Genomic DNA, 25,675 nt, shown 5'->3' with positions numbered 1-25,675 from the left:
TTGATTATAAAAACTTCTGAAAAGGTCCCCAGTCGGGACCCTTTCAATTCGTCGCCGAAATCACCTTGAACACGCAAGGATCGGTGACCAATTCCGGCGGGCTCAGACACAACCCCTGCGCCACCTGCCATGCCGCCAAAACCTTGGGCACATAATCGCGGGTCTCGGCATAGGGCGGCACGCCAGAATTGGCATCAATCGCGCCCTCTCCGGCGTTATAGGCCGCGATCACCATCAAAGGATCATGATCGAACCGCTTCATCAGCCAGTCTAAGTACGCCACCCCACCCTTGATATTCTGCACCGGATCGGTGGAATCGCTGACCCCAAACCGCGCCGCCGTCGCCGGAATCAACTGCATCAACCCCTGTGCCCCCGCCGAGCTGATCGCATTGGGTTTGCCGGCACTCTCAATCCCGATCACCGCCAGCACCAAAGCGGGCGAGACATCGGTGCCGATCGTCGCCTTCAAAATCTCGGTGCCATAGTTTGAAGCGATCTCTTGCATATGCTGCATCCGGGGCGCTGCCACCCGCGCCCCGCCCGGCCCTTGGCTTAAAGTCGCCAGCGCCAAGGGGAACCGCCCCGAGATCTGATCGCGCTGCACCGGCACCGCATCCCAGAACCAGCCATATTGCGCCGTGGCCGGGGTCGGCAGGGCGGGGGTCGGTGCCGCATCGGGGTCGGCGGGCACCTCGGGCACCCGCGCCTCTACCTCAGGCAAGGCCGCCAGCAGCCGGGCCTGTTCGGCGGGATCAATCTGCACGGTGATGCGCTTGCCGGGCAGGTTGTCGCTGACCTTGATGCGCTTGAAGCCCTCACCGCTGGCGGAATTCATAATGATTTCCGCCGCTGCCGGGATCGGCAGCAGAAGAATCAACCCTGCCAGAACTGCGCCTTGTGCCCGTCGCATCACGTTGGATGCCGCCTGCCTTGTTTTCATTGCCTGAACTGTCGCAGAATCACCCACCAATTTCCACGTTTGCCTGCGCCAATCATGGCAATTTTGCCCAAATCGGCGCGAAAGCAACGGTTACGCGGCATGGGGTTAAGCAGAGGTTAAAATATATATCTTTATATTTCAGTGTGTTGAATGATTTTTTTGACTATATCGCAGCGCTTCAAAAACGCCCCACCCTGACCAAACTGCCGCCACGTTCACAGCGCCATATAGGGTCATACCGAACGGCAAGCGGCGAAACAGAGGTCGCAGCTGACAGAGCCGGAACGGTTAGAAACCTGAGCATCCCCAGAAAGGGACCAAATTATGATGACTTTGAAACTCCGCAAGCTGTTCAAATCCTTCCGCGCTGACGAATCCGGCGCTGTGACCGTTGACTGGGTCGTGCTGACCGCTGCCATCGTTGGCCTCGGCATGGTCGTGATGAAAACCGTTGGTGGTGGCATCGAAGGTCTGGGCAACGCGATCGTGACCGACTTGGAAGGCCGCTCTTCGGGCTACCAAAACCAGTAATCGGATTTTTCGATCACCTGATAGAGGTGAGGGCCGCATCCGGGACGGGATGCGGCCTTTTCCATTTGCGAAACAAATGCGCTGAAACTTCGATCACGACTGCAGTATTTTCGATCATAACCTTGTCCAACTCAGCGAAGTCAGGCCGTGCCAAACAGAGCGCAGTCGCAGCCTCGGAACGTCGGCAAGATCAAAGATCGCTGAATACGATCAGACTGATCGCATCCAAACAAGGCTGCCTCTGATCCTGAGGCGACCACTCGCATCCGCCACGCGGCGGCTTTCCGATAATTTGGCCAGAGCTTTGTTTCCAAAACAGAAATGTCGCGTTTCGACAGAACCGCAAGACAAAATGGTGAACGCGGCAATCACCCCAAAAAGACCCTAACCCCGCCGCAATCGCGCCACGATCAGGCGGCTATATCAACCCAAGCCGAAGCGGTGAACGAACTGGAACAGAGGCCAGAACGTAACGATCCAAAGCGGTGAGACCTGAGCAACTCCTAAGATAGGGAAATCCAAAATGATGACGTTGAAACTCCGCAAGCTGTTCAAATCCTTCCGCGCTGACGAATCCGGCGCTGTGACCGTTGACTGGGTCGTGCTGACCGCTGCCATCGTTGGCCTCGGCATGGTCGTGATGAAAACCGTTGGTGGTGGCATCGAAGGTCTGGGCAACGCGATCGTGAACGACTTGGAAGGCCGCTCTTCGGGCTACCAAAACCAGTAATCGATTTTTCGATCACCTGACAGAGGTGAGGGCCGCATCCGGGACGGGATGCGGCCTTTTCCATGTGCGAAATCCGGGTCAAAATCTGGCACTAGACCACATTGCCGCCACGGGCCCATCCCGATTCCGGCCACAATCCCGCGCTATAGCGATGATTGTGGGTGTTCTGAGTAGCCGGAGCGAAAGCCGCGAAGGAGGTAACATGCAAGTCTGGTTGAAGAAATTCATCCGAAAAACCGATGGCGCGGTCACTGTGGAATGGGTGACTTTGTCTGCGGCGGTGATCGGGTTGGGAATGATCGTGCTGTGGCCGGTGGCCTTCAGCACGGAAAGCTCGACGCAGGGCGTGGCGGATTACATTGAAGGCGTAGACGTGGGTTACGGCAGATGAGTTGGGGTTTTCCGCAAAGCTTGCAACGCTGCGGAAACAAGTGGGAAAGAGGTTAACATGCGAATGATCTTTGGATTGGTGCTGGTGGTCGGCATGATGCTGGCAGGTGCCGCCGTGTTCATGGCAAAGAATTTCATCGGACAACAGCAATCGGCGGTGACGCGTGAGAAGCAGTTGATGGCTGATACTGGCGGTCTGACCATGGTGTTCGTGGTCAACAAAGCGAAGAATTACGGCGATCCGCTGACCAAGGAAGATGTCCAGCGCATCTACTGGCCGAAAAACGCTTTACCGGAAGGCGCGTTTGAGGATGGCGAACTGCTGTTCCCGAAAGAGGCCAAAGACCCGCGCTATGTGGTGCGGCAGATGGAAAAGTTTGAACCGATCCTCGCCGTCAAAGTCACCGCTCCGGGTGAGCAGGCGGGCCTGAACGGCGCGATTGAAAAGGGCATGCGGGCGTTTGCGATCAAGGTCGATGCCGCTGACTTCCTGCAACCGGGCGACCGGGTGGATATCTACTGGACCGGCTCCTCGGATGCCTCGGGTTCCGAGATCACCCAGCGCATCGAGAACGCGGTGAAGATCATCGCGGTGGATCGCAACGCCAAGGCCACCGTGGCAGCGGGTGAAATTCAAAGCCGCACCATGACCGTGGCCGCGACGCCCGAGCAGGTGGGTCGTCTGGCCCAAGCGCAGGCCACCGGGCGTCTGGTGATGTCGCTGGTGGGCAATGACAGCAGCGCTGCCACCGATCCGACCCAGATCAAAGTGACGACGAAAGACATCAATGGCGACACAGCTGCCGCCCCGGTGGCAGTGGTTGAGGCGCCGAAAACCTGCTTTGTCACCATGCGTCAGGGCGGCGTCGCGACCCAAGTGCCGATCGCTTGCACCAACTAAGTTGGAAAAACAGATCTTGCCGCCACTTCCTATAGTGGCGGCAAGTTTCATCTTCCGCATTTGGTAGCCTGCTGTTGCAAGTTATCCACATAAGGAACTGCCTCCAACCATTTGATTCTTGCAAAAAAACGACACTTACGTCATCTTGCGAATTGGATTGGGCATAACAAGACCCGACCAGAGGCGTGATCGAAAGGGCAGGTCACATGAATATGCGCAAATTCCTGACCGCCGGTTGCTTGGGGCTTGCCCTTGCAACTTCGGCGCTCAGCCCGCTGTCAGCACAGACACTGCGGGTGATGGAGGGGTCGGCTTCGGCCCCGCTGAACGTGCCGATGAACCGCGCCGTGGTTGTGGAAAGCGATGTCTCGTTTGCCGAGCTGTCGATCGCCAACCCCGGTATCGCCGATATCTCGACGCTGTCAGACAAGTCGATCTACGTTTTGGGCAAAACCCCAGGCCGCACCACGCTGACCCTGCTCGGGCCGGATGGCAAGCTGATCTCAAACGTCGATGTGCATGTCACGCCCGACATTGCCGAGTTTAAGGAACGCCTGCAACAAATCCTGCCCGGTGAGAAGATCGAAGTCCGCACCGCCAATGACGGCATCGTCATGTCGGGCACGGTTTCCTCCACCGCCAAGCTGGATCGCGCCCTGGATCTGGCCGAACGCTATGCGCCAAAACGGGTGTCGAACCTGATGGGCGTCGGCGGCACCCAGCAGGTGATGCTGAAAGTACGCTTTGCCGAGATGCAGCGTTCGGTCTCCAAAAACCTGTCCTCGTCGTTGGCGGTGTCTGGCGGCAAAAAATTTGGCGTCACCGGCGAAACTGGCACTTGGCTGAACGGTGACAATAGCATCAATAATAGCACCATTGTCCCGCGCGACAGTGCCAATAGTGCGGTGGCCTTTGGCTTCACCGCAGGTTCGCTGGAATTCGCGGTGCTGCTAGAGGCTTTGGAATCCAAAGGCGTCGTGCGCACCTTGGCCGAGCCGAACCTGACCGCGCTGTCCGGGCAAGAGGCGAAGTTCCTCGCGGGTGGTGAATATCCGATCCCGGTGTCCAGCAGGGACGGTATCACTGTTGTATATAAACCCTTCGGGGTTGAGCTGAACTTCACCCCCACCGTGGTCGATGGCGATATCATCAACCTGGTGATCAACGCAGCCGTATCTTCGGTCGACACGACAACCTCGGTGACAACCTCGGGCTTCTCGGTCAATGCCTTCAAACGCCGCGAAACCTCGACCACCGTCGAGATGCGCGACGGCGAAAGCTTTGCCATCGCCGGACTGTTGCAAGACGATTTCCGGGATCTGAACGGCCAAGTGCCGTGGCTGGGCGATATCCCGATCATCGGCGCTTTGTTCCGCTCGGCGGAATATCAGCGCGCGCAGTCGGAACTGGTGATCATCGTCACGCCACATCTGGTCACGCCGACGCGCGGCGAAGCCTTGGCGCTGCCGACTGACCGCGTTAAACTGCCGTCTGAAAAGGATCTTTTCCTGTTCGGCAACGTGGCGGGTAAACAAAAAGGCGCTGCGGGCGATGTCGCCCGGCAAGATTTCAGCGGCTCTTACGGCTATGTGATGGAGTGATCTGATGCACCTGCGATCCCTCCCCCTAATTGCCGCAGCCTTGCTTTGTCTTGCAGCTTGCGATCCAACGAGTTTCACCAGCGAAGCTGGTGCCGAAGTTGATGAAGGCGGCTTCGGCCACTCGACGATGAACAACACCATGGTGATGTCGGGGGAACGCGACTACACCATCGCGCTGGCAGAACGCTTTGCCCGCGAAGTGCCCAGCACGATCACCTTCGCCTTTAACAGCTCGGAGCTGACCCCCGAAGCCCGCGCCACGCTGACGCAACAGGCCGATTGGATCCGTCAATTCCCCGAAGTCCGCTTCCGGGTCTATGGCCACACCGATCTGGTCGGCTCTGACGCCTATAACAAAGCTTTGGGTCTGCGCCGCGCCAAGGCCGCCGTGCGCTATCTCTCCAGCCTCGGCATTGGAGGCTCGCGTCTTGAGGCCGTGGCCTCGTTCGGCAAAACCCGTCCGGTGATCCAGACCTCCGGCCCAGAACAGCGCAACCGCCGCACAGTGACCGAGGTTTCGGGCTTTGTGAAAGGTAACCCGATGGTGTTGAACGGCAAATATGCCGCGATCATCTGGCGAAGCTATGTTGCCGGGGCGATCCCGCCGCATCCCAATAACAAGATTATCGAAACCCAAGTCGCCCCCGACGGGGCCCAGTAAACCACTTGGAACTTTCTCAGCCCCTGCGCACAAGCGCGGGGGCTTTGTTTTTGAATTCGTTTCCTAAATTGCGGTCTGACGCGCGAAATACCCCAGATTGACGCTGTTTTAGCCCCAATCTCGCCACCATCCTCCAGCATCTTGCACCCAATGGGAACAATGCCGCGCCGAAGGCCAGGTATGCTCCCCCGATTGGCCCCATTCGCGCCTTAATTTTGGCCGGGGTCGGTGGTGGGATGTCTTGAGAAGGACGATGAAACGATGACGAGCGTGGCCAACTTACAACCCGATCCGGCACCCATTCTGGCGTGCACGATTTCGCGCGATGTGCAGAACTTTGATCTGCTGATCGACGATATGGAAAACGAGCTCGGTGAGGCTTGGGGCGATCTCGGCTTTGATGATGCGCTGATTTTCCTGGGCCAGCCCGAATCTGCCACGCTGGAGTTTGTCGCAATCGCGGTGGATGCCGAAGATGAGGTCGATCTGTCGCGGATCACCGAGATCATCCGCACCGCCAGGGCAAAGTCGATCAAAGTGATCCTGATCGCCGATCAGGTCGGTCCCGCAGCACTACATCAACTGCTGCGCTTGGGTGCCGAAGATTTTGTGCCCTATCCGCTGCCTGATGGCGCTCTGCACGAAGCCATTGAACGCATTCGCAAAGCCAAACCGGCTGAAGCTGCCGCTGCGGCACCTGCCCCCGCTCCGCCTCCAGCGCCAATCATCTCGGATGAACCCCATGCCGAAAAGACCCCGGCGTTCAAAGCCAAAGGCGACCGAGACGCGGTGGTGCTTCCAGTGCATGGGCTTGCAGGTGGCTGCGGTGCCTCAACCTTCGCCGCCAATCTCGCTTGGGAGTTGGCAACTTTGTCGAAAACCGACGCCCCGCGCGTCTGCCTGATCGATCTTGATTTCCAATATGGCTCGGCTGCCACCTATCTCGACCTGCCGCGCAAAGAGGCGGTGTTTGACCTTTTGACCGACACCGGCCATGCCGACTCTGATACCATGCTGGCCGCGATGCTGACCTTCAACGACAAGCTGCATGTGCTGACCGCACCGTCCGACATGCTGCCGCTGGATATTGTCAGCCCGGAGGATATTGGCCGCATCATCGACATGGCGCGGGCGAATTTCGACTTTGTCGTCATCGACATGCCACGCACGATCGTCGCTTGGACCGAAACCGTGCTCAGCCGCGCCCATGTTTACTTCGCGCTGATGGAGCTGGATTTGCGCTCGGCGCAAAACGTGCTGCGTCTGGTGCGGGCGCTGAAAGCCGAGGGTCTGCCGCATGAAAAGTTGCGCTATGTATTGAACCGCGCGCCGAAATTCACCGATCTTTCGGCGAAAAGCCGGGTGAAGCGGATGGCGGAAAGCCTTGATATCACGATCGAAGTACAGCTTCCCGATGGCGGCGCGCAGATCACACAGGCCAATGACCACGGCCTGCCACTCTCGGAAAATGCGGGCAAAAACCCGTTGCGCAAAGAAATCCAGAAGCTTGCGAAATCGCTGTTTGATCTGAACAAAGCCGTGGAAACCGGCAGGGGCTAAGGCTCGGACTTTGGGGGTTAACGATGTTCTCACGTTTCAAAAAACCGGAAGCCGGCCCAAGCGCCAGCGCCGCCGCCGCGCGCCCGGCGGCTCCGGCCCCCGCGCCAAAGCCCGGCATCAGCCGCCCTGCGGTGGCCCCCGCCCGCCCGCCCGCTGAGGCGGTTGCAGCGGATAAGGAAAAGAAGCGCAAAGAACGTCTGGGCGAGTTGAAGCAGGAATTGCACAAGCGTCTGCTCGATAACCTCAACCTCGCCGCGATCGAACAGGCCTCGGAAGCCAATCTCAAAGCCGAAATCGCCGCGATCTCCGCCGAAGCGCTGGATGAGATGTCGGTGGCTTTGTCGAAGGAAGACCGCACCACCCTGAACCAAGAGCTTTACGACGAAGTGATGGGCCTTGGCCCACTAGAGCCTTTGCTGAAAGACGAATCGGTCAATGATATCCTCGTCAACGGCCCGAACCGCATCTTTGTGGAACGCAACGGCAAGCTGACCCTGACCGACATCACCTTTAAGGATGAACGCCACCTTCTGCGCATCATCGACAAGATCGTCTCCGCCGTGGGTCGCCGGGTTGACGAATCCAACCCCTATTGCGACGCCCGTTTGGCCGATGGCAGCCGTTTCAACTGTATGGTGCCGCCGGTTGCGGTTGACGGATCGCTTGTTTCGATCAGGAAGTTCAAAAAAGAGAAACTGGGTATTCCCGATCTGGTCCGCTTTGGTGCGTTCACCGAGGAAATGGGGCTTTACCTGCAAGCCGCCGTGTCGTGTCGCCTGAACGTGATCGTCTCGGGCGGTACGGGGTCGGGGAAAACCACTACGCTGAACGCGCTGTCCAGTTTCATCGACAACACCGAACGCGTGCTGACCATCGAAGACACCGCCGAACTTCAGCTGCAACAGGTCCATGTTGGCCGGATGGAAAGCCGCCCCGCCAACGTCGAAGGCAAAGGTGCCGTCACCCAACGCGACTGCCTGCGCAACGCGCTTCGGATGCGCCCGGACCGTATCATCGTCGGCGAAACCCGTGGCGAGGAGGTCATCGACATGTTGCAGGCGATGAACACTGGCCACGATGGCTCGATGACCACCATCCACGCCAACTCGGCGCGCGATGGCATCAGCCGCCTTGAAAACATGGTCGCCATGGCCGGGATCGAAATGCCGCTAAAGGCCGTCCGCAGCCAGATCGCCTCGGCTGTGAACCTGATCGTGCAGGCTTCGCGTCTGCAAGACGGCTCGCGCCGCATGGTCTCGATCACCGAAATCACCGGGATGGAGGGCGAAGTGATCTCGATGCAGGAAGTGTTCCGCTACGAACGCCTCGGCGTTGAGCCCAACGGCAAGATCATTGGCCGCTTCAACGCAACCGGCGTGCGCAGCCACTATTCCGACCGCTTCAAGCAATGGGGCTACGACCTGCCTGCCTCGATCTACGAACCGATCATTTGAGGGTATCATGACCATTTCAGCCGCCCCCCTTATCTACATCCTGATCTTCGTCGCCGTCGTGGTGATGGTGAACGGCCTTTATCTGGTGGTGTTCGGCAAATCCATTAGCCTGAACAACCGGATGAGCCGCCGTCTGGCTCTGCTGGAGAAAAACAACAACCGCGAACAAGTGCTGGAGCAACTGCGCAAGGAAACCGAGCAGCACGTCAACTCGCGCGGCATTCCACTGTATTCGATCCTCGCCAAAAAGGCGCAGAAGGCCAATATCGCCTTCAGCCCGCAGCAACTGGTGATGATCATGGTCGGCATGGTCGGCGTCGCCTTCACCGGGCTGACCTTTGGCACGCAAGTGGCGCTGCCGATCCGTGTGGTGGTCGCCGTCGGCATGGGCGTGGGCGGCGTGTATTTCTGGGTCAACGGCAAGGCGAAAAAGCGCATCGCCTTGATGGATGAACAACTGCCCGACGCGGTCGAATTAATGGTGCGGTCTTTGCGCGTCGGCCACCCGTTTGCCTCGGCCATCGGCATCGTCTCCAAGGAAGTTCCCGACCCCTTGGGCACCGAATTTGGCATGATTTCCGATGAAGCCGCCTACGGTCGTAACGTCGCCGACAGCCTGAAAGCCTTTGCCGAACGCATGGACAGCCAGGATCTACGCTTCCTCGCCGTCGCCGTCACCATCCAGCAAACTTCGGGCGGCAACCTCGCCGAAATCCTCGAGGGCCTGTCGAAAGTCATCCGCGCCCGCTTCAAACTGTTTCGCCGCGTCAAGGCGATCACAGGTGAGGCGAAATGGTCGGGCATGTTCCTGTCGATGTTCCCGATCGGTGCAATCGTCATGATCAACATCATCAAACCTGATTACTACGACGATGTCGCGAAATCCGCGGTGTTCATCCCGGCTTGCCTTGCCGTCGCGGTGTTCCTCGTCATCAACATCATCTTCATGCGTATCATGGTCAACATTAAGGTCTAAACGTCATGGATTTCCTGAACAATATCAACACGCAACTGACTGACACCTTCGGTCCGCTCGGGCCATTGCTGGCGATTGGTCTGCTGGGTCTTGCGCTGATTGTCGCCGTGCTGCCGATGCTGCTGAAAAAGCAACCCGAGCCATTCGACAAGCTGAAAGCCCTGCGCAAAGACATCGAGAACGCCAGCAAATCCCAAAAAAGCGCCAACCTGCGCCACAGTGAAAAAGCCGACAGGCTCGAGAAATTCGCCTCGTTCTTGGAACCGCAAGACGAGCAGACCATGACCGCCTCGCGCCTGAAAATGGTGCGCGCCGGCTACAAACAGAAAAACGCGGTCCGCACCTTTCACTTCGCGCAGCTTGCCTTGGGCGTCGGCCTGCTGGGTTTGGGGATGCTGTATACCTTCACCGGAAATGACGGCGCCGAGGTGTCCACCCAAGTGATGATCATCTCCACCCTGCTGCCGGGTGGCTTGGGCTATTACTTCCCGATGTATTGGGTCAACAGCCGGGTGCAAAAGCGCCAAGCCGAAATCGTCTCGGGCTTCCCTGACGCGCTCGATCTGATGCTGGTCTGTGTTGAGGCAGGCCAGTCGCTGGATCAATCCATCAACCGCATTGCCAAAGAAAGCCGCAACTCTTGCCCGGCGCTCGCCGAAGAATTTGAAACCGTGGCGCAAGAGGTCAAGGCCGGCAAAGAGCGCGTCAAGGTGCTGAAAGACATGTCCGAACGCGTCGGCATCGCCGATATCTCGTCGTTCTGCACCACCCTTGTGCAATCGGCGACCTTCGGCACCTCGATGTCGGACGCCCTGCGGGTGTATTCCGCCGAGATGCGCGACAAACGCATCATGCGGGCGGAAGAATTGGCAAACAAATTGCCGACAAAACTGACCCTTGGCACTATGCTGTTTACGCTGCCGCCGCTATTGATCATTCTGATCGGACCATCGGTATACGGGATCTCGAAAACCCTCGGTGGCGGCTGAACCACGGGCGTCTAGCCCAGCAAAATGGGGCTATTGTGACGCGCGCGGTGATTGCCTTGTTGATCTGCATCCCCTTGGCCGCCTGTCAGCATACGGGCGGCCTTGCCGCATCCGGCAAACCCCGCAACGTGCCCTACGGTGCCGATAGCCGTGAACAGGGCGTCGATGGCCTGCTGGTCGGCCACCGCCTGATGGAGGTGGGCGAGTATGAACTGGCAATGAAAGCCTATCTGCGCGCCGCGTCTGAACAAGGCATGAACGCCGATGTGCTCTCTGCCATCGGTTCCGCCGATCTGAAACTGGGCCGTCTGGGTCAGGCCGAACAAGTGCTGCGCCGCGCCATTGAGGCCGACGAGCGCAACGTCCCCGCCCTGAACAACCTCGGCTGTGTGCTGATGGAGCAAGGTAAATCCGGCGAAGCCCGCCGGGTGTTTCAGCAAGCTTTCGCGCTGGACAGTGGCCAATCGGACTCCATTCGCGAAAATCTCAAGCTGGCGATAGCGCGCAGCGAAGCCTCTGTATATGATCCAGTTCAGGACGAAAAACCCGTGATGAAACTGGTGCGACGCGGGCAAGGCTCTTACGTCTTGCTGTCGCAACTTTGAAGCCCCCGGAACTTGAAGACCCAGAATTTGAAGACTGAGCAGTAGACCAAAAAGGACGCAAAATGCGCCAACCTGTGTTGCTTACGCTGTGCCTGATTGGCGCAACCGCTCTGGCGGGTTGCCAAGGCACCCGAGACGCCGCGTCCAAACGCGCTTTGAAATCGGTCAATGTCGTCGATGAATCCAACCTCAGCGACATCATGCTGACCGTGGGCGACCCGAATGAGGCCGTCGCCTATTTCCAGAAAACCAGCGCCGAAAACCCCGACCGCATTGATCTTAAACGCGGTCTGGCCAAGTCGCTGATCCGCGCCAACAAACCGTCTGAGGCCATCAGCGTCTACACCGCCATCATCGCCTCGCCCGAAGGCACCAACGACGACCGTGTCGGTCTGGCCGACGCGCAGATGCGCACCTCAGACTGGACCGCCACCGCCGCCACGCTGAACACCATCCCGCCGACCTTTGAAACCTTCGAGCGCTATCGCCTTGAAGCCATGGTCGCCGACAGCCAGAAAAACTGGAAGAAAGCCGACAGCTTCTACGACATCGCCGCAGGCCTCACCAACAAACCCTCGGGCATCTACAACAACTGGGGCTTCTCGAAGCTGACGCGCGGCGACAATGCCGGGGCCGAGAAACTGTTCCTCGAAGCCCTCACCTACGATTCCAACCTGTTCACCGCCAAGAACAACCTGATCCTCGCCCGCGCCGGCCAACGCAAATACGACATGCCGGTGATTGAGATGACCCAGACCGAGCGCGCCCAACTCTACTACACTCTCGGCCTCGCTGCCGTGAAACAGGGTGATACTTCCGTCGGCCGCGAACTGCTGCAACAAGCCGTCGACACCTCCCCAACCTATTTCGAGGCCGCCGAGCGCAGTCTCAAAGCGCTGAGTGGCTGATATGATCTCTCCCTACATTGCCCTAATCTTCCTGCCGTTCTGCTTCGCCATCGCCATTTGGGTGTCGTGGAGCGATATGAAATTCATGAAAATTCCCAACAAAGCCGGATTGGCGCTGCTGATCCTCTGGCTGGTGCTGGGGCTGATTCTGGTGCCGCTCAAACTCTGGCTCTGGGGCTGGGCTTTGGCCGCTTGCGTCTTGGTCGCAGGCTTTATCCTGAACGCGGGCGGCGCTGTCGGCGCGGGCGATGCGAAATTCGCGGCCTCAATGGCCCCGATCTTCATCCATGCCGACATCCGCTTCGTGCTCGGCCTCTACGCCGCCTGCCTGCTCGGGGCCTTCGCCGCCCACCGCCTTGCCCGCCTGATCCCGCCGTTTCGTGCGGCGACAGAGGATTGGCAAAGCTGGACCCATAAAGACTTCCCGATGGGTCTGGCGCTGTCAGGAACATTGATCTTCTATCTTTTGGCCGCACTCTTGCCGCTTTTCTAGGTCAATCCTTGGCATTGAAGCTTCGGGCGCAACAGTCGCCCCGCCAATGCAAAGGTGCCGCCGATGAACATGCAAGTGCCGATGGGTGTGCAAGCCCCGCCGCAACCGAAGTCCTTGGCCGAAACCGGCCTGACCTCGGTGATGATGCGCGACATCCTGTTGAAAACCATGTTCCGCATGAACCTTGATCTGGTCTCTGACCTGTCGCGCGCCATCAGCCTGCCTGTCGCTTTGGTGCAAGAACTGGTTGACGCCGCCCGCCAGCAGCGCCTGCTGGAAGCCAAGGGCACACTGAACGCCACCTCGACCAGCAATGAAATGGGCTACCAGCTGACCGACGCCGGCAAAGCCCGCGCGCTGGATGCGCTGTCGCAATCCGAATATTACGGCGCATTGCCGGTGCCGCTGGCCGCCTATTCGGCGCAGATGAAACGCCAATCGGTGCGCGATATCAAACTGACGCGGCCTGAATTGATGAAGGGCATGGGCCATCTGATCCTGCCGCCCGATCTGATTTCCAACCTCGGCCCTGCCGTCACCTCTGGCCGCTCGATCCTGATGTATGGCCCGCCCGGTAACGGTAAATCCTCGATCTCCAACGGCATCCGCGCCGCCTTGGGGGATAAGATCTACATCCCGCGTGCGATCGAATATTCCGGTCAGGTGATCACCGTTTTCGATCCAATCGTGCATTCCTCTGCCGAGGAATCCATCGACGATCCCAATGCCCTGCGCCGCACCGGCAACCGCTACGACAACCGCTATGTCTATTGCGAACGCCCCTCGGTGATCACTGGCGGCGAACTCACGCTCGACATGCTCGATCTGAAATACAATCCCACCGCCCGCACCTACCAAGCGCCATTGCAGCTGAAAGCCTCCGGCGGCATCTTCATCGTCGACGACCTTGGCCGCCAAGCCGAACCGCCACAAAAACTGGTCAACCGCTGGATCGTGCCGCTGGAAGAATCCCGCGACATCTTGGCGTTACAGTCAGGTGAGAAATTCACCGTTCCCTTCGACACCCTTGTGATCTTCTCAACCAACTTCCACCCGAATGAGATTTTCGACGGCGCAGCCCTGCGCCGGATCTTCTTCAAGATCAAAATCGACGGCCCCAACCAAGAGATGTTCCTGAAAATCTTCGCCATGGTCGCGAAGAAAAAGAAAGTCCCGCTCGACGAAGCCACCCTGATCTACATGCTAAAAAGCAAATACCCCACCATCGCCAACAACTTCGCCAATTACCAACCGACCTTCCTGATCGACCAGATGATCGCGGTCTGCGAGTTTGAAGGCATCCCCTACCAAATGTCCCCCGAGTTGATGGACCGCGCCTGGGGCAACATGTTCGTGCGCCAAGAGACGATTGCGAAGTAAGCAATCAGGCAGATCGACTCCTTACATCAGCGCCTGATCGCTAACCGCGATCAGGCCCGCTCTGCTTCAAAAATCCGATCAATTTGATTAAAATTGTCATCCTCTGTGCTCAAATATCCCACGGGGGTCTGGGGGTGTGAAACCCCCAGCGGTCAGCCCCAAGCGCAGCTAAAACCGCCGCACGCCCGCCTCCGTCACCATCATGTCCAACCGCTGATCGTATTCATCAATCGGCACCTGATCCAATTCCTGCGCCGCAAAGCCAAACCCCACCGCCAAAGTCGCCCGCTTGCCCCTTAACCCCTGCAAGGTCCGGTCATAAAACCCGCCGCCATAGCCCAAGCGATACCCGCGCGCATCGAACCCGACCAAAGGCACGATCAGCACCTCCGGCTCAATCCACGCCCCTTCAGACGGAATAAAAGCCCCAAACGCTCCGATCTCCATCGCGCATCCCGGCGACCATTCGCGAAACCGCAACGCCTCACCCTGCGCCACAATCACCGGCACACAAACCGGCCCCTGATGCGCCAGCATCGCAGCCATCGGATCGGCCTCGGTGCGCATCGCCATATATCCGGCCAAAGCGCGCCCGCGATGCTCGGCCAGCACATCAGCCAACAGCTCCGCAGCCTGCCCCTGCCCCGCTGCAAACGCCAATTTCCGCGCCGCAAACGCCGCCTTGCGGGCCTCGGCCTTTTCGATCCCGGAATCCATCACAGCAGCACCAACGTCGCCAATCCCAGAAACGCCAGATAGCCCAGCACATCGGTCAAAGTCGTCACAAATGTCCCCGACGCCAAGGCCGGGTCCAGATCCAAACGATGCAACCCCAGTGGCACCAACACCCCGCCCATCGCCGCCACCAGTTGATTGGTGATCATCGCAGCCCCCAACACCAGCCCCAGCTTCCAATCGCCAAAGATTACGGTCCCCGCCAAGCCCAGCAGGCAGGCCAGCGCCAATCCGTTCAAAAGCCCGCCGACAAGTTCCCGCAACACCACCCGTTTGGCGTTGGCCGAGGTCAGCGAACGCGTGGCCAAAGCCCGCACGGCCACGGCCAAAGATTGCGTCCCGGCAATCCCACCCGTTGAGGCCACAATCGGCATCAGCGCCGCCAAAGTCACCAAACTGGCAATCGTGCTCTCAAACCGCGAGATCACAAACGCCGAAATCGACGCGGTAAACAGGTTCACCACCAGCCAAGGCAACCGCTGTTTCGCCGTGGCCCAAACCCCGTCCGACAGGCTCGAATCATCGCCCACCCCGGCCAGACGCAGCATGTCCTGCTCGTGTTCCTCATCCAGCACGTTCATCGCATCGTCGATGGTGATCACCCCGACCAGCCGCCCCGTCGCATCAACCACCGGGGTTGAAATCAGGTGATACTGGTTGAACATATAGGCGACATCGGCCTCGGATTCCGTCGCCGGAATCGTGCGGAAACTGTCCTCCAGAATATCCTTCAACCGCACATTCCGCCGAGACGACAACAACCGCCCCAAGGTCACATAGCCCGTTGGTTTCATGCGAGGATCAGTCAGAATGACATGATAAAACTGATCCGGCAGATGCTCCACTTCACGCAGATAATCAATCGCCTCGCCCACCGTCCAATGCTCAGGTGCCACCACCACTTCTCGCTGCATCAGACGGCCGGCGGATTCCTCCGGATAGCCCATCGCCTGCTGCACGGCGATCCGGTCCACATCTTCCAGCGCATCCAGAATCAAGCCCTGTTGCGGCAGATCAAGGTCTTCCAGAATATCGACCACATCATCGGTGTCGAGTTCGCGCATCGCTTCGGCGACCACCGAATGCGGCAGCGATTCGATGACTTCTTCACGGATCGATTCGTCAATCTCCGACAGGATTTCCCCGTCAATCTCGCCCGACCACAACGCTAGCAGGGCACGCCGGTCCGCCCCACCGATCTGCTCCAGCAAGTCGGCGATATCAGCGGCGTGCAAAGGCTCCAGCAATTCGGTGACGCGGGCGGCATCCTTTGCCTCTACCGCATCAAGGATCGCTTCCACCCGGTCGGCGTGGACTTCATCTTCGTCCATCAGTGCCAGATCTTCCGCCATGACGCACTCCTTTGCCGCTTGCTTACAGAAAGCTGTTTCAATGAAACAGAGGGCAGGCAGAAATTTACCTAAACGCCATAAGCCTATACCATAACCGGGTTTGGCAAGCGGAGTATGCAATGACCGACATTCTTCTGGGGCAAGTGCTGTCCTTCGCAGGCGATCCGTTTGCGGATGGCCCCGACGCCGCCCGGCATGAAACCCACGGTGCCGTCGCCATTCAGAACGGCAAAATCATAGCCTCCGGCCCCGCCGACCCCATCTGCGCCGCCTATCCGCAGGCCCGCGTCACCGATTACGGCCAATGCCTGATCTCGGCGGGCTTCATCGACGCGCATGTGCATTATCCCCAAACCGCAATCATCGCCTCTTGGGGCAAACGGCTGATCGACTGGCTGAACAGCTACACCTTCCCCGAGGAAATGCGCTTTGCCGACCGGGCTTACGCCGATGAGGTCGCCAACCGCTACCTCGATCTGGCGCTGGCGCACGGCACCACCTCGATGTGCAGCTACGCCACCATCCACCCCGAAAGCGTCGACGCCTTCTTCACCGCCGCCAAAGCGCGCGGCCTGCGCGCCTTCGCTGGCAAAACCTGCATGGACCGCAACGCCCCCGAAGGCCTGCGCGACACCGTGCAATCCGCCTATGACGACAGCAAACGCCTGCTGCAAAAGTGGCACGGCCAAGACCGGCTGTCCTACGTCATCACCCCAAGGTTCTCGCCCACCTCTACCCCCGAACAACTGGCAGCCATGGGCCAACTGTGGCGCGAATACCCCGATTGCCTGATGCAAACCCACCTGTCTGAGCAAGTGGATGAGATTGCTTGGGTGAAAGAGCTGTTCCCACAGTCCCGCGACTACCTCGACACCTATGAGACCCAAGGCCTCTTGCGCGAAGGCGCCGTCTACGGCCACGCCATCCATCTGACGCAACGCGAGAAAGACCGCCTGATCGAAGCCGGAGCAAGCCTCGTCCACTGCCCGACCTCCAACACCTTCATCGGTTCCGGCCTGTTTGACATGAGCCTCGCCCACCACCTGCGAGTCGGCCTTGCCACCGACACCGGTGGCGGCTCAAGCTTCTCAATGCTGCACACCATGGCCGCTGCCTATGAAGTCGCGCAGCTGCGCGGTGAGGCCCTGCACCCCAGCCAACTCTGGTGGCTCGCGACCTTAGGCTCCGCCCGCGCCCTGCATGCCGAACACCAGATCGGCAACATCGCCCCCGGCATGGAGGCCGACCTGACCATCCTCGATCTGCAGTCCACCCCCGCCATCGAACAAGCCACCCGCCGCGCGCGCGACATCTGGCAGGCGATCTTCCCCACCATCATGCTCGGCGACGACCGTGCCATCCGCGCGACATGGATCGGCGGCAAACCCCACTCACCGCGACCGCTCCTCGCGGCAGACAGATAACCGCGCTAGCGTGGTGCAAAAGGAGACCCCCATGCTGAAACCAATCGCCGCCCTGATCGCCACGTTGTGCCTGACCGCCTGCGTCACCCCTGAGCCAAGCCCCGGCCCGCGCCCCGACACCGCCCGCCTGTTCACCCTGGCCGATGGCTCGCAGTTGACAGTGATGACCGATGGCCGCCAAGCCCAACTGCGCTATCCCATGCGCTACCCGCTGACGGACGCCGAAACCGCGTCGTATGTTGAGGACGCCACCAACTGCGCCCCCGGTCGCCTGCTGAGCAGCAGTTCTGATGGTTACGATGCCCTGCGCAGCTACGCGCTGAACTGCGGCTAACACCCAATACCAGTGCCGCCTCGGGGGGCATCGAGCCCCCCGAGGCGGCGTTTCCACCGCAGGCCTGTGGCGGTCGCCTTACGCCGCACAGGCACCGCGCTCTGCAGCTTCGGGGTGCCTCCGGCGGGAGTATTTGAAAAAGAGCAATTTCATCTTGGCGCAAATACTCCCGCTGGAGGCTTCCACATTCCCCCAAGCACCCTACCACAGAACCGCCGCCCACCCGAACTGCCCCGGCGCAAAGCCGGGGCGGTGAGATAAAAGACTTGCGGCGCAAAGCCGCCCCATTTGCTTATCGCGCGAACAGCCTATTCGTCGCCCAATTCCCATCCGTCTGGGTAGAACTCAAACGGCAGCACGATTTCTGTGGCCAACCGTTCCCATTGCCAGACCGTTTCGGCATCAATCGCAATCGGCCCGATCCGGGCTTGCAGCACGTCGCCGGCATGGCTGGTCTTGAAGCCCTTCGCCCGCAGCGCCTTTTCCACCGCCGCCCATTTGGTATCGACCTCTTCGGCGACGAATTCATAGACCACCACCGACAGCTTCGGCAGCTTCACGCCGCGGCCCACCGTGGCAAAGGTTTCAAACGTATCCGCCCGCTGTTCCTGAAAGTTATGCATGATCTGCCTCCTTTGCCCGCGTGCCCAGATAAACCGAATCACGCAGCGCTTGATATTGCCGCGTCCGCCTTGTATCCGCTGCATTCAAGATTAGAATAGGGTCTGCTGTCACGCAGGGCCCCTCGGGCCCGCAAAAGCCCCCTGAACCGGAGTTCGCTATGTCCTGGACCGACGAGCGCGTCGAGACGCTCAAGAAAATGTGGGCCGAGGGCCAGTCTGCCAGCCAGATCGCCAAAGAGCTTGGCGGCGTCACCCGCAATGCGGTGATCGGCAAAGTGCACCGACTTGGCCTGTCCAATCGCGTCGGCGGCAGCGCTGTCGAAGCCGATGAGCCCGAGGTCGCAGCCCCCGTCACGCCGCGCTCCGAACCTAGCCCCAAACCCGTGGTCGTCGAAGCCCCGGTGCGCGCGGCCGCCCCCGAGCGCGTGGTGCCAGAGCCGCGCCCGGCAGCCCCCGCGCCGGCAGCCCCCGCGGCCAGCGTCACCACTTTGCCGATCCCGCTGCGCAAGGCGATCATTCCGGCGGGCCAACCTTTGCCGCCGCAGCCGTCTGCCAATGAAATCTCCCCCGAGGCCTTGGCTTCCGTGCGCGAGGTCGAAAAGCGCGCCAAGCGCCTGTCGTTGATGGAATTGACCGAGCGCACCTGCAAATGGCCAATCGGCGACCCCGCCACCGAAGATTTCTGGTTCTGCGGTCTGCCCTCGGTGCCTGGCAAACCCTATTGCGAGGCCCATGTCAGCGTCGCCTTCCAACCGATGTCTGCGCGGCGTGATCGTCGCCGCTAAGGCAGGCTGATTTGGCCTAAGCCCGAAAACCCAAAAGGTGCGAGCATCCCTCGCGCCTTTTGTATGCCTCGCGCCGCTTATCGGCATTGTAGGGTGGGTTTTCAACCCACCGCACCCCTTCGCGGTGGGCTTCAGCGCCACACCATCACCCTCAATTCCCCCGGCCCAGCAACTTCTGCAATGCTTTTTGCGCTTCGGCGTCCATCGCCTCATTCATCCGCCGCCGCGCCGCATCCTGCAGACTTTCGCCCTCCTGCTGCGCCACGCCCAACTCTGATTCCAGCTTGGCCTTGGCCGCAGCCTCCAATTCCGCCCGCTTGGCCTCGGCCTGCGCCTGCAAAGCCGCCTTCTGCTCGGCCAGTTTCTCATCCGCAATTGCCTGCAAATCGAGCGAGAACTTCGGGTTTGCCCAAGACCCCTTGATCAACAACGGCGCCGTCAGCCCGCCCGCGCCGGTATCATCCGCCAAGGCCGTGGCCTTGATGCGATACTCCAGATTGCGCGCGCCCAGGCCCACATCCCCCACGCCGCGCGCCGTGATATAGGGCGATTTCAGCACCAAATCCTCATTGTGCAGAACCCCGCCCGCGATGGTAAAACTGCCGCCCAAACTGTCAAAAATCGTCTTCTGGCCTTCGCCGACATAAGACGTATCCAGCGTCCGCAGCATCCCCGCGATGTCCAAGCCCAAAATCTCACCATTGCTCAAAGCCAGCGACCCCGACCCCTCCAACGAATGCATGATCGCATCCACCGACGCGCCTGAACCGAGGAACTTCACCCGCATATCCCCGGTGCCAACCAGCCGCTCATACCCGCCAAAATCCGCCAGCATCGGCTGCAACGCCATGCCCGCAAACGACAAATCGCCCCCCACCGACAACCCCTTGCGGCCATTGACCACGAACTGTCCCGAGATCACGCCTTCATAAGCCGCAACCTTGCGCAACTCCGCCACCAGCCGCGAGCGATCATTGGTCAGCACGATCTGCGACGCCCCGAACTTCACCATCCCCAGATCAATGCTGTCTGCCGTCAGTGCCACCACCGCATCCAAGCCCGAAAGCCCGCTCACCTCAATCTTATCCGCAGGCCAGCCCGCCGCCTGTGCCCCACCGCCCGAGCCGCCTCCTTCACCGCCCGACACCCCGGCCAGATCCAGCGCACCCGCCACCACCTTGGCCGACAGCTTCGGGCGATCCCCCGCCGTGGTCAGATCAGCGTCCGCTGCCAGCTTGTTGCCATCCAGAACCACCGAGCCACCCCGCAGATGCAGCGATCCCGCCGTGGTCAGCGTCACCGCCCCCGACACTTGCACGTCCGAAGCCCCCAAGCCCGCTGGCAATTTCGGTGCTGCCATCCCCGCCAAGGCCGATACCGCCGCCAAATCGCCCAGATCGGCGCTCAACTCGCCCTTAGCCTCTGGCGCAATTCCCGCCTGCCCTTTGAACCCAACCTCAGCCGCGCCCGCCACCAGCTTCAGATCGCTCACGACCAGCTTGCCATCCAGAAAATCCTGAAACGCGCCAACCTCGCCCGTCAGCCGAAACGACTGCCCATTCATCACCGCCGCCATATCCACCGTCGCAGGCCCGGTGTAATTCGGGATCGCCGCCGTGGCCTCAATCCCGCTGATTTCATACCTGACTCCCGCCGCATGGTCGGCAAACACCGCCGCACCTCCCGAAACCGAGGCCTTGTCCAGCGTGAACGGCTGCCCCACCCCCGGCGTCGCCGCCGAAACCGTGCCCCCAGAACCACCGCCGCCAAACACCCAGTTTTCCTCGCCCTTGGCGGACCGCTCCAGCACGACCTTCGGATTGATCGCCTCCACCCCGGTGATCTTCACATCCCCCGCGATCAGTGCCGCCAGATCCAGCGAGATCGACAGCCCCTCGGCCTGCACCATCGGCCCCTCTTTCGACCAGTCCGCGTTGGAAATCGAAATCGGCCCGGTCGTCACCCCCAGTTGCGGCCAGATTGACGGCCGCACCGAGCCTGAGATCACCAATTCGCGCCCGGTCAGCGCATTAAACTTCGCCACCGCGATGTCTGCCACCTTCTCCGCCGGGATCAGAAACACCGCCCCAACCAGCACAATCGCCAGCAAAACCAAAGCGATAACCGAACGAATGATCCAGCGCATACGACCCTCACTTTGACCCACACCCCGAGTCTACGCGCAACCTCCAAGCAAACAAGCCACTCACCGCCGATTGGCAACACTCCGCCCGTCACCATATTGTTACATTGCCCTGATTTACCGCGACCGAAACAGGAGGCCAGCATGCCTGATACGACCTCAAACAACACGCCAACCCCGCAAGCGCTCGACTGGCTGGAAGCCGAACTCACCGACGCCTTCGATGAGGAATACGAGCTGGAGTTGGAAGACGCCCAGCTTTCGCTGGAAATCTCCAAGATTTACAAAGACAAACACCCCGATGGCATCGACCGCCACGTCTATTTCCAATCGCTGATCCGGCTGCAATCCGAGTTGATCAAGCTGCAAGACTGGGTATCCTATCACAAGAAAAAGGTCGTCGTACTGTTTGAGGGCCGCGATTCGGCGGGCAAAGGCGGCGTAATCAAACGCATCAGCCAACGCCTCAATCCGCGTGTCGTCCGCGTGGTGGCGCTGCCAGCACCGTCGGACCGCGAAAAAACCCAGTGGTATTTCCAACGCTACGTCCCGCATCTGCCCGCAGGCGGCGAAATCGTGCTGTTCGACCGCTCATGGTATAACCGCGCGGGCGTCGAGCGTGTGATGGGCTTCGCCGACGACGATCAGGTCGAGCAATTCTTCAACGACGTGCCAGAATTTGAACGCATGTTGGTGCGCTCGGGGATTACCGTGATCAAATACTGGTTCTCGATCACCGATGAAGAACAGCAAATGCGATTCCTGATGCGGATTCACGATCCGATGAAGCAATGGAAACTTTCCCCGATGGACCTGCAATCCCGCGTCCGCTGGGAGCAATATACCAAAGCCAAAGAAGAAATGATGGCCCGCACCAATATCCCCGAGGCCCCGTGGTATATCGTCGAAGGCAACGACAAAAAACGCGCCCGGTTAAACTGTATCGACCACCTGCTCCAGCAATTCCCCTATGAGCCCGTCCCGCACGACGATGTCACCCTCCCCAACCGCGTCTTCAATCCGCAGTACGAGCGGGCGGTGCTGCCGCCGGAATTGTATGTGCCGGGGAAGTACTAAAGCCTGTCCAGATGACCGCAATCCAATCTCCCAAACTGCCCCCGCATTAAGCCGGGGGGCGGAGCATTTGGTAAACTGCCCTCTTAGCATAACAGCATTTAGCAAGCGGGGTTGCTGCCGCCACCCAAGCACTTTGCAATGAAATCGCACCCGACTGGGTTGGCACTCGGTGCTTGACGGCATCGGACAATAATCATCTATGTTTTGTAATATGCTTTGTATGACTAAGATGTAGAGGCTGCGTGGACAACAAACCCAACCCACTGGAAAAATGGAACGAAGACGCGCTGCGCAGAGCAGTTGACGCGGCGGGGATCGCTTTGTGGTCCTGGAATGTTGACAGTGACAGGCTCGACATGGACGAGCGCGGCATCGAATTGTGGGATGTTCTGCCAAAAGATGAGGTAACTTTTGCCCAGCTTTCAGACAAAATTCATCCTGCAGATCGCGATCGCGTACAGGCTGCCTTTCTGGCGACCCGGTCTATCGTCGGGCCATATGAAATAGATTTCCGAACACTCATCGAACAAAAGGTTCGGTGGATTTCCGCACGGGGTCGCGGCAGCGATGAAGACATCTTAAGGCGCGTGATGATGGGTGTGTTCCTCGACGTAACCGCCCGCAAACAGGCGGAGGAAAGCAACGAACTGCTTGCCGGTGAAATGAGCCATCGGGTGAAGAACCTTCTTACCATTGCATCGGTGCTGGCTAAAATCACCTCCCGGTCAGCCTCTGGCATCGAGGATATGACAAGTCAGTTGATGAACAGACTTACGGCCTTGGGTCGCGCACACGATCTGGTCCGACCTTTGCCGGGGCATCACGGCACAGCGGCCCTTCTTGGAGATATTTTTGCGGTTTTGCTGGCACCATATGATAACCAAGGGGCGTTCGCCGGGCGCATCCGCATTTCTGTTCCAAGGATGGGCGTTGGTGAAAATGCGGCAACCGCCTTGGCCCTTATCGTGCACGAACTTGCAACAAACTCCTTGAAATATGGATCCCTTTCGTCAGAAGACGGTGTGCTGGACGTATCAGGCACGGCTGTCGAAGACAAAGTGCGCTTTGTTTGGACCGAACAGGGCGGTCCAGATGCTTCCAACCCATTAGACCGCAAAGGCTATGGCCGCACTTTGGTGCGCAACGCCGTCGAAGGGTCGCTGGGGGGATCAATCGAATATGACTGGTCGAAAACCGGTATTTCTGTGATCTTGGATGTAAAAGCTACTCTGTTGGAAACTTAGGCCCGAAAATCCCGAAAATCTGATAATCCCGATAATGCAAACAGGCTCATACGGTGCAAGTGCTGATGCTGCGGGCATTGATCTCACGCTGAAAGCACTCCCGCTAGAGCTAAATCCGGCGCGGCTTTGTATGACCCCTGCTGCGTTGCCACAGAAAACACGCCCTCTCACCGGCAAACCTTAACAAATCCTGAACGCCCCCACCCTAACCCCTTGAATTCCCACAAACCGCCCATCTGTCCACGCGTGGACACCCCCCTACCGCCACGCGGCGTTTCAATATATACCCTTCCCCATGTCGCAAAATCCGCCAAATCTCCGCCCAGACCTCGCCCCGAAGCCCAGCTTCAGCGAACCGATCCGCCCCGGCCAGCCCACCATCGGCATGGTCTCCCTCGGCTGCCCAAAAGCCCTCGTGGACAGCGAACGCATCCTCACCCGCCTGCGTGCCGAAGGCTACGCGATCAGCCCCGATTACAAGGGCGCCGACGCGGTGATCGTCAACACCTGCGGCTTCCTCGACTCTGCCAAAGCGGAATCCTTGGAGGCCATCGGAGAGGCCCTCGCCGAGAACGGCCGCGTCATCGTCACCGGCTGTCTCGGGGCCGAACCCGAATACATCACCGGCGCGCATCCCAAAGTGCTGGCAGTGACAGGCCCGCATCAATACGAGGCGGTGCTCGATGCCGTCCACAAAGCCGTCCCCGCCAAGCCCGACCCGTTCATTGATCTGCTGCCCGCCACCGCGGTTTCCCTCACCCCGCGCCATTACAGCTACCTCAAGATTTCCGAGGGCTGTAACCACAAATGCAAGTTCTGCATCATCCCCGACATGCGCGGCCTGCTGCAGAGCCGCCCCGCCCATGCCGTGCTGCGTGAGGCGGAAAAGCTGGTCGAAAACGGCGTGCGCGAGCTTCTAGTCATCAGCCAAGATACGTCGGCCTATGGGGTTGATCGCAAGCATGACCTTAGCCCGTGGAAAGGCGGCGAAGTCCGCGCCCATATCACCGACCTCGCCCGCGCCATGGGCCATTTGGGCGGCGAGACCAAACCTTGGGTCCGCCTGCACTACGTCTACCCCTATCCGCATGTCCGCCAACTGATCCCGCTGATGGCCGAAGGGCTGATCCTGCCCTATCTCGACATCCCGTTCCAACATGCCGATCCGGGCGTGCTGAAACGCATGGCCCGCCCCGCCGCCGCCGCCAAAACCCTGGATGAGATCGCCGCATGGCGCAGCGTTTGCCCCGACATCACCCTGCGCTCCACCTTCATCGTCGGCTACCCCGGCGAAACCGAAGCCGAGTTCCAAACCCTGCTGGATTGGATGGACGAGGCGCAGCTTGATCGCGTCGGTTGCTTCCAATACGAAAACGTCGCTGGCGCGCGCTCCAACGATCTGCCCGATCATGTGCCGGATGAGGTGAAACAAGAACGCTGGGATCGCTTCATGGAAAAGGCCCAAGCCATTTCCGAAGCCAAGCTGGAAGCGAAAGTCGGCCATACCCTGCAAGTCATCGTCGATGAAGTTGACGACGAAGGCGCCACCTGCCGCACCATGGCGGATGCGCCGGAAATCGACGGCAATCTGTTCATTGATGAGGGGTTTGAGGGCCTCGCCCCCGGCGATATGGTCACGGTGACGGTGGAAGAAGCCGGCGAATACGATCTTTGGGGTCGTCGCGTCTGATCCGGCCTTTGGCCAGCGCTCCTCCTATACGTCCAAAATTTCCCGGCCATCACCCCACGGTGATGGCCGCAACTGTTTGCAAAGCCCCCAAAACACGACTTCAAAATTAACCCACAAAGCCGAACTTCAGGATAACCTTTGCGAGC

General features: G+C 59.6%; 25 protein-coding genes. 20 read left to right on the top strand and 5 right to left on the bottom strand.

What is annotated here, in order from left to right; genetic code table 11:
- Window positions 1-43: 43 nt before the first annotated feature.
- Window positions 44-913 (bottom strand): lytic transglycosylase domain-containing protein, encoded by an 870-nt coding sequence (locus AKV04_RS16995; protein ID WP_082351710.1) that lies wholly within the window; start codon window positions 911-913, stop codon window positions 44-46.
- Between the two features lie 363 nt (window positions 914-1,276).
- On the opposite strand from AKV04_RS16995, the gene AKV04_RS16990 reads away from it, so the two are divergent.
- The 14 genes from AKV04_RS16990 (at window position 1,277) to AKV04_RS16925 (ending at window position 14,122) form a co-directional block, all read left to right on the top strand.
- The gene (locus AKV04_RS16990) at window positions 1,277-1,474 is read left to right on the top strand and encodes a Flp family type IVb pilin (protein ID WP_054007702.1); all 198 of its coding nucleotides are present in this window, start codon (window positions 1,277-1,279) and stop codon (window positions 1,472-1,474) included.
- A 523-nt stretch (window positions 1,475-1,997) separates the two neighbouring features.
- Window positions 1,998-2,204, top strand: a complete 207-nt coding sequence (locus AKV04_RS16985; protein ID WP_407638460.1) for a Flp family type IVb pilin — start codon at window positions 1,998-2,000, stop codon at window positions 2,202-2,204.
- Between the two features lie 202 nt (window positions 2,205-2,406).
- Window positions 2,407-2,595: a hypothetical protein gene (locus AKV04_RS16980; protein WP_054007613.1), complete on the top strand. Its 189-nt coding sequence runs from the start codon at window positions 2,407-2,409 to the stop codon at window positions 2,593-2,595.
- Between the two features lie 57 nt (window positions 2,596-2,652).
- Window positions 2,653-3,495 carry a Flp pilus assembly protein CpaB gene (gene cpaB, locus AKV04_RS16975; protein ID WP_054007612.1) on the top strand — a complete coding sequence of 281 codons (843 nt, stop codon included), beginning with the start codon at window positions 2,653-2,655 and terminating at the stop codon, window positions 3,493-3,495.
- A gap of 206 nt (window positions 3,496-3,701) precedes the next feature.
- Window positions 3,702-5,096, top strand: coding sequence for a type II and III secretion system protein family protein (locus AKV04_RS16970; RefSeq protein ID WP_054007611.1), 1,395 nt, complete (start codon window positions 3,702-3,704; stop codon window positions 5,094-5,096).
- Between the two features lie 4 nt (window positions 5,097-5,100).
- The gene (locus AKV04_RS16965) at window positions 5,101-5,757 is read left to right on the top strand and encodes an OmpA family protein (RefSeq protein WP_054007610.1); all 657 of its coding nucleotides are present in this window, start codon (window positions 5,101-5,103) and stop codon (window positions 5,755-5,757) included.
- Window positions 5,758-6,018: 261 nt separating this feature from the next.
- Window positions 6,019-7,317 (top strand): AAA family ATPase, encoded by a 1,299-nt coding sequence (locus AKV04_RS16960; RefSeq protein WP_054007609.1) that lies wholly within the window; start codon window positions 6,019-6,021, stop codon window positions 7,315-7,317.
- Window positions 7,318-7,340: 23 nt separating this feature from the next.
- Window positions 7,341-8,771, top strand: coding sequence for a CpaF family protein (locus tag AKV04_RS16955; RefSeq protein ID WP_054007608.1), 1,431 nt, complete (start codon window positions 7,341-7,343; stop codon window positions 8,769-8,771).
- Between the two features lie 7 nt (window positions 8,772-8,778).
- A complete protein-coding gene (locus tag AKV04_RS16950) occupies window positions 8,779-9,747 on the top strand; it encodes a type II secretion system F family protein (RefSeq protein ID WP_054007607.1) in 969 nt (322 codons plus the stop codon).
- Between the two features lie 5 nt (window positions 9,748-9,752).
- The gene (locus AKV04_RS16945) at window positions 9,753-10,736 is read left to right on the top strand and encodes a type II secretion system F family protein (protein WP_054007606.1); all 984 of its coding nucleotides are present in this window, start codon (window positions 9,753-9,755) and stop codon (window positions 10,734-10,736) included.
- A gap of 35 nt (window positions 10,737-10,771) precedes the next feature.
- The gene (locus AKV04_RS16940) at window positions 10,772-11,341 is read left to right on the top strand and encodes a tetratricopeptide repeat protein (RefSeq protein ID WP_054007605.1); all 570 of its coding nucleotides are present in this window, start codon (window positions 10,772-10,774) and stop codon (window positions 11,339-11,341) included.
- Between the two features lie 62 nt (window positions 11,342-11,403).
- Window positions 11,404-12,249, top strand: coding sequence for a tetratricopeptide repeat protein (locus AKV04_RS16935; RefSeq protein ID WP_054007604.1), 846 nt, complete (start codon window positions 11,404-11,406; stop codon window positions 12,247-12,249).
- Window positions 12,242-12,742 (top strand): prepilin peptidase, encoded by a 501-nt coding sequence (locus AKV04_RS16930; protein ID WP_054007603.1) that lies wholly within the window; start codon window positions 12,242-12,244, stop codon window positions 12,740-12,742. The genes AKV04_RS16935 and AKV04_RS16930 overlap by 8 nt, the downstream gene beginning before the upstream one ends.
- Before the next feature lie 63 nt (window positions 12,743-12,805).
- Window positions 12,806-14,122, top strand: a complete 1,317-nt coding sequence (locus AKV04_RS16925) for an ATPase (protein ID WP_054007602.1) — start codon at window positions 12,806-12,808, stop codon at window positions 14,120-14,122.
- A 168-nt stretch (window positions 14,123-14,290) separates the two neighbouring features.
- Here the strand turns inward: AKV04_RS16925 and AKV04_RS16920 are convergent, their stop codons facing one another.
- Both AKV04_RS16920 and mgtE read right to left on the bottom strand, forming a co-directional pair.
- Window positions 14,291-14,839, bottom strand: coding sequence for a 5-formyltetrahydrofolate cyclo-ligase (locus AKV04_RS16920; RefSeq protein WP_054007601.1), 549 nt, complete (start codon window positions 14,837-14,839; stop codon window positions 14,291-14,293).
- Window positions 14,839-16,209 (bottom strand): magnesium transporter, encoded by a 1,371-nt coding sequence (mgtE, locus tag AKV04_RS16915; protein WP_054007600.1) that lies wholly within the window; start codon window positions 16,207-16,209, stop codon window positions 14,839-14,841. The genes AKV04_RS16920 and mgtE overlap by 1 nt, the downstream gene beginning before the upstream one ends.
- A 119-nt stretch (window positions 16,210-16,328) precedes the next feature.
- Between mgtE and guaD the strand changes: the two genes are divergently transcribed.
- Entirely contained in the window at window positions 16,329-17,633 is a 1,305-nt protein-coding gene (gene guaD, locus AKV04_RS16910) for a guanine deaminase (RefSeq protein ID WP_054007599.1), read from the top strand.
- Window positions 17,634-17,664: 31 nt separating this feature from the next.
- On the top strand, window positions 17,665-17,967 hold the full coding sequence (locus AKV04_RS16905) for a hypothetical protein (RefSeq protein WP_054007598.1): 303 nt from the start codon (window positions 17,665-17,667) through the stop codon (window positions 17,965-17,967).
- Between the two features lie 308 nt (window positions 17,968-18,275).
- Here the strand turns inward: AKV04_RS16905 and AKV04_RS16900 are convergent, their stop codons facing one another.
- On the bottom strand, window positions 18,276-18,590 hold the full coding sequence (locus AKV04_RS16900; RefSeq protein ID WP_054007597.1) for a hypothetical protein: 315 nt from the start codon (window positions 18,588-18,590) through the stop codon (window positions 18,276-18,278).
- Between the two features lie 158 nt (window positions 18,591-18,748).
- On the opposite strand from AKV04_RS16900, the gene AKV04_RS16895 reads away from it, so the two are divergent.
- Window positions 18,749-19,375 (top strand): GcrA family cell cycle regulator, encoded by a 627-nt coding sequence (locus AKV04_RS16895; protein ID WP_054007596.1) that lies wholly within the window; start codon window positions 18,749-18,751, stop codon window positions 19,373-19,375.
- A 151-nt stretch (window positions 19,376-19,526) separates the two neighbouring features.
- Here AKV04_RS16895 and AKV04_RS16890 read toward each other — a convergent pair whose 3' ends face one another.
- Window positions 19,527-21,521: an AsmA family protein gene (locus AKV04_RS16890; RefSeq protein ID WP_054007595.1), complete on the bottom strand. Its 1,995-nt coding sequence runs from the start codon at window positions 21,519-21,521 to the stop codon at window positions 19,527-19,529.
- Window positions 21,522-21,662: 141 nt separating this feature from the next.
- Here AKV04_RS16890 and ppk2 point away from each other — a divergent pair, with 141 nt between their 5' ends.
- The 3 genes from ppk2 to rimO all read left to right on the top strand — a co-directional run bounded on the left by ppk2 (window position 21,663) and on the right by rimO (window position 25,529).
- The gene (gene ppk2, locus AKV04_RS16885; protein WP_054007594.1) at window positions 21,663-22,595 is read left to right on the top strand and encodes a polyphosphate kinase 2; all 933 of its coding nucleotides are present in this window, start codon (window positions 21,663-21,665) and stop codon (window positions 22,593-22,595) included.
- 242 nt (window positions 22,596-22,837) lie between these two features.
- Window positions 22,838-23,839, top strand: coding sequence for a sensor histidine kinase (locus AKV04_RS16880; RefSeq protein ID WP_054007593.1), 1,002 nt, complete (start codon window positions 22,838-22,840; stop codon window positions 23,837-23,839).
- 295 nt (window positions 23,840-24,134) lie between these two features.
- Window positions 24,135-25,529 (top strand): 30S ribosomal protein S12 methylthiotransferase RimO, encoded by a 1,395-nt coding sequence (gene rimO / locus AKV04_RS16875; protein WP_054007592.1) that lies wholly within the window; start codon window positions 24,135-24,137, stop codon window positions 25,527-25,529.
- Window positions 25,530-25,675: the final 146 nt, after the last annotated feature.

It is taken from the genome of Cypionkella psychrotolerans (genome assembly GCF_001294535.1).
GTDB classification, from domain to species: domain Bacteria; phylum Pseudomonadota; class Alphaproteobacteria; order Rhodobacterales; family Rhodobacteraceae; genus Cypionkella; species Cypionkella psychrotolerans.
Note: the sequence above shows the minus strand (reverse complement) of the source record. Positions and strands in the feature narration are given on the sequence as shown.

What these genes read in the sequence shown, in the direction of transcription:
- AKV04_RS16995 (WP_082351710.1), bottom strand. Translation starts at nt 913, where the DNA reads ATGCGACGGGCACAAGGCGCAGTTCTGGCAGGGTTGATTCTTCTGCTG.
- AKV04_RS16985 (WP_407638460.1), top strand. Translation starts at nt 1,998, where the DNA reads ATGATGACGTTGAAACTCCGCAAGCTGTTCAAATCCTTCCGCGCTGAC.
- AKV04_RS16980 (WP_054007613.1), top strand. Translation starts at nt 2,407, where the DNA reads ATGCAAGTCTGGTTGAAGAAATTCATCCGAAAAACCGATGGCGCGGTC.
- cpaB (WP_054007612.1), top strand. Translation starts at nt 2,653, where the DNA reads ATGCGAATGATCTTTGGATTGGTGCTGGTGGTCGGCATGATGCTGGCA.
- AKV04_RS16970 (WP_054007611.1), top strand. Translation starts at nt 3,702, where the DNA reads ATGAATATGCGCAAATTCCTGACCGCCGGTTGCTTGGGGCTTGCCCTT.
- AKV04_RS16965 (WP_054007610.1), top strand. Translation starts at nt 5,101, where the DNA reads ATGCACCTGCGATCCCTCCCCCTAATTGCCGCAGCCTTGCTTTGTCTT.
- AKV04_RS16960 (WP_054007609.1), top strand. Translation starts at nt 6,019, where the DNA reads ATGACGAGCGTGGCCAACTTACAACCCGATCCGGCACCCATTCTGGCG.
- AKV04_RS16955 (WP_054007608.1), top strand. Translation starts at nt 7,341, where the DNA reads ATGTTCTCACGTTTCAAAAAACCGGAAGCCGGCCCAAGCGCCAGCGCC.
- AKV04_RS16950 (WP_054007607.1), top strand. Translation starts at nt 8,779, where the DNA reads ATGACCATTTCAGCCGCCCCCCTTATCTACATCCTGATCTTCGTCGCC.
- AKV04_RS16945 (WP_054007606.1), top strand. Translation starts at nt 9,753, where the DNA reads ATGGATTTCCTGAACAATATCAACACGCAACTGACTGACACCTTCGGT.
- AKV04_RS16935 (WP_054007604.1), top strand. Translation starts at nt 11,404, where the DNA reads ATGCGCCAACCTGTGTTGCTTACGCTGTGCCTGATTGGCGCAACCGCT.
- AKV04_RS16925 (WP_054007602.1), top strand. Translation starts at nt 12,806, where the DNA reads ATGAACATGCAAGTGCCGATGGGTGTGCAAGCCCCGCCGCAACCGAAG.
- AKV04_RS16920 (WP_054007601.1), bottom strand. Translation starts at nt 14,839, where the DNA reads ATGGATTCCGGGATCGAAAAGGCCGAGGCCCGCAAGGCGGCGTTTGCG.
- mgtE (WP_054007600.1), bottom strand. Translation starts at nt 16,209, where the DNA reads ATGGCGGAAGATCTGGCACTGATGGACGAAGATGAAGTCCACGCCGAC.
- guaD (WP_054007599.1), top strand. Translation starts at nt 16,329, where the DNA reads ATGACCGACATTCTTCTGGGGCAAGTGCTGTCCTTCGCAGGCGATCCG.
- AKV04_RS16905 (WP_054007598.1), top strand. Translation starts at nt 17,665, where the DNA reads ATGCTGAAACCAATCGCCGCCCTGATCGCCACGTTGTGCCTGACCGCC.
- AKV04_RS16900 (WP_054007597.1), bottom strand. Translation starts at nt 18,590, where the DNA reads ATGCATAACTTTCAGGAACAGCGGGCGGATACGTTTGAAACCTTTGCC.
- AKV04_RS16895 (WP_054007596.1), top strand. Translation starts at nt 18,749, where the DNA reads ATGTCCTGGACCGACGAGCGCGTCGAGACGCTCAAGAAAATGTGGGCC.
- AKV04_RS16890 (WP_054007595.1), bottom strand. Translation starts at nt 21,521, where the DNA reads ATGCGCTGGATCATTCGTTCGGTTATCGCTTTGGTTTTGCTGGCGATT.
- ppk2 (WP_054007594.1), top strand. Translation starts at nt 21,663, where the DNA reads ATGCCTGATACGACCTCAAACAACACGCCAACCCCGCAAGCGCTCGAC.
- rimO (WP_054007592.1), top strand. Translation starts at nt 24,135, where the DNA reads ATGTCGCAAAATCCGCCAAATCTCCGCCCAGACCTCGCCCCGAAGCCC.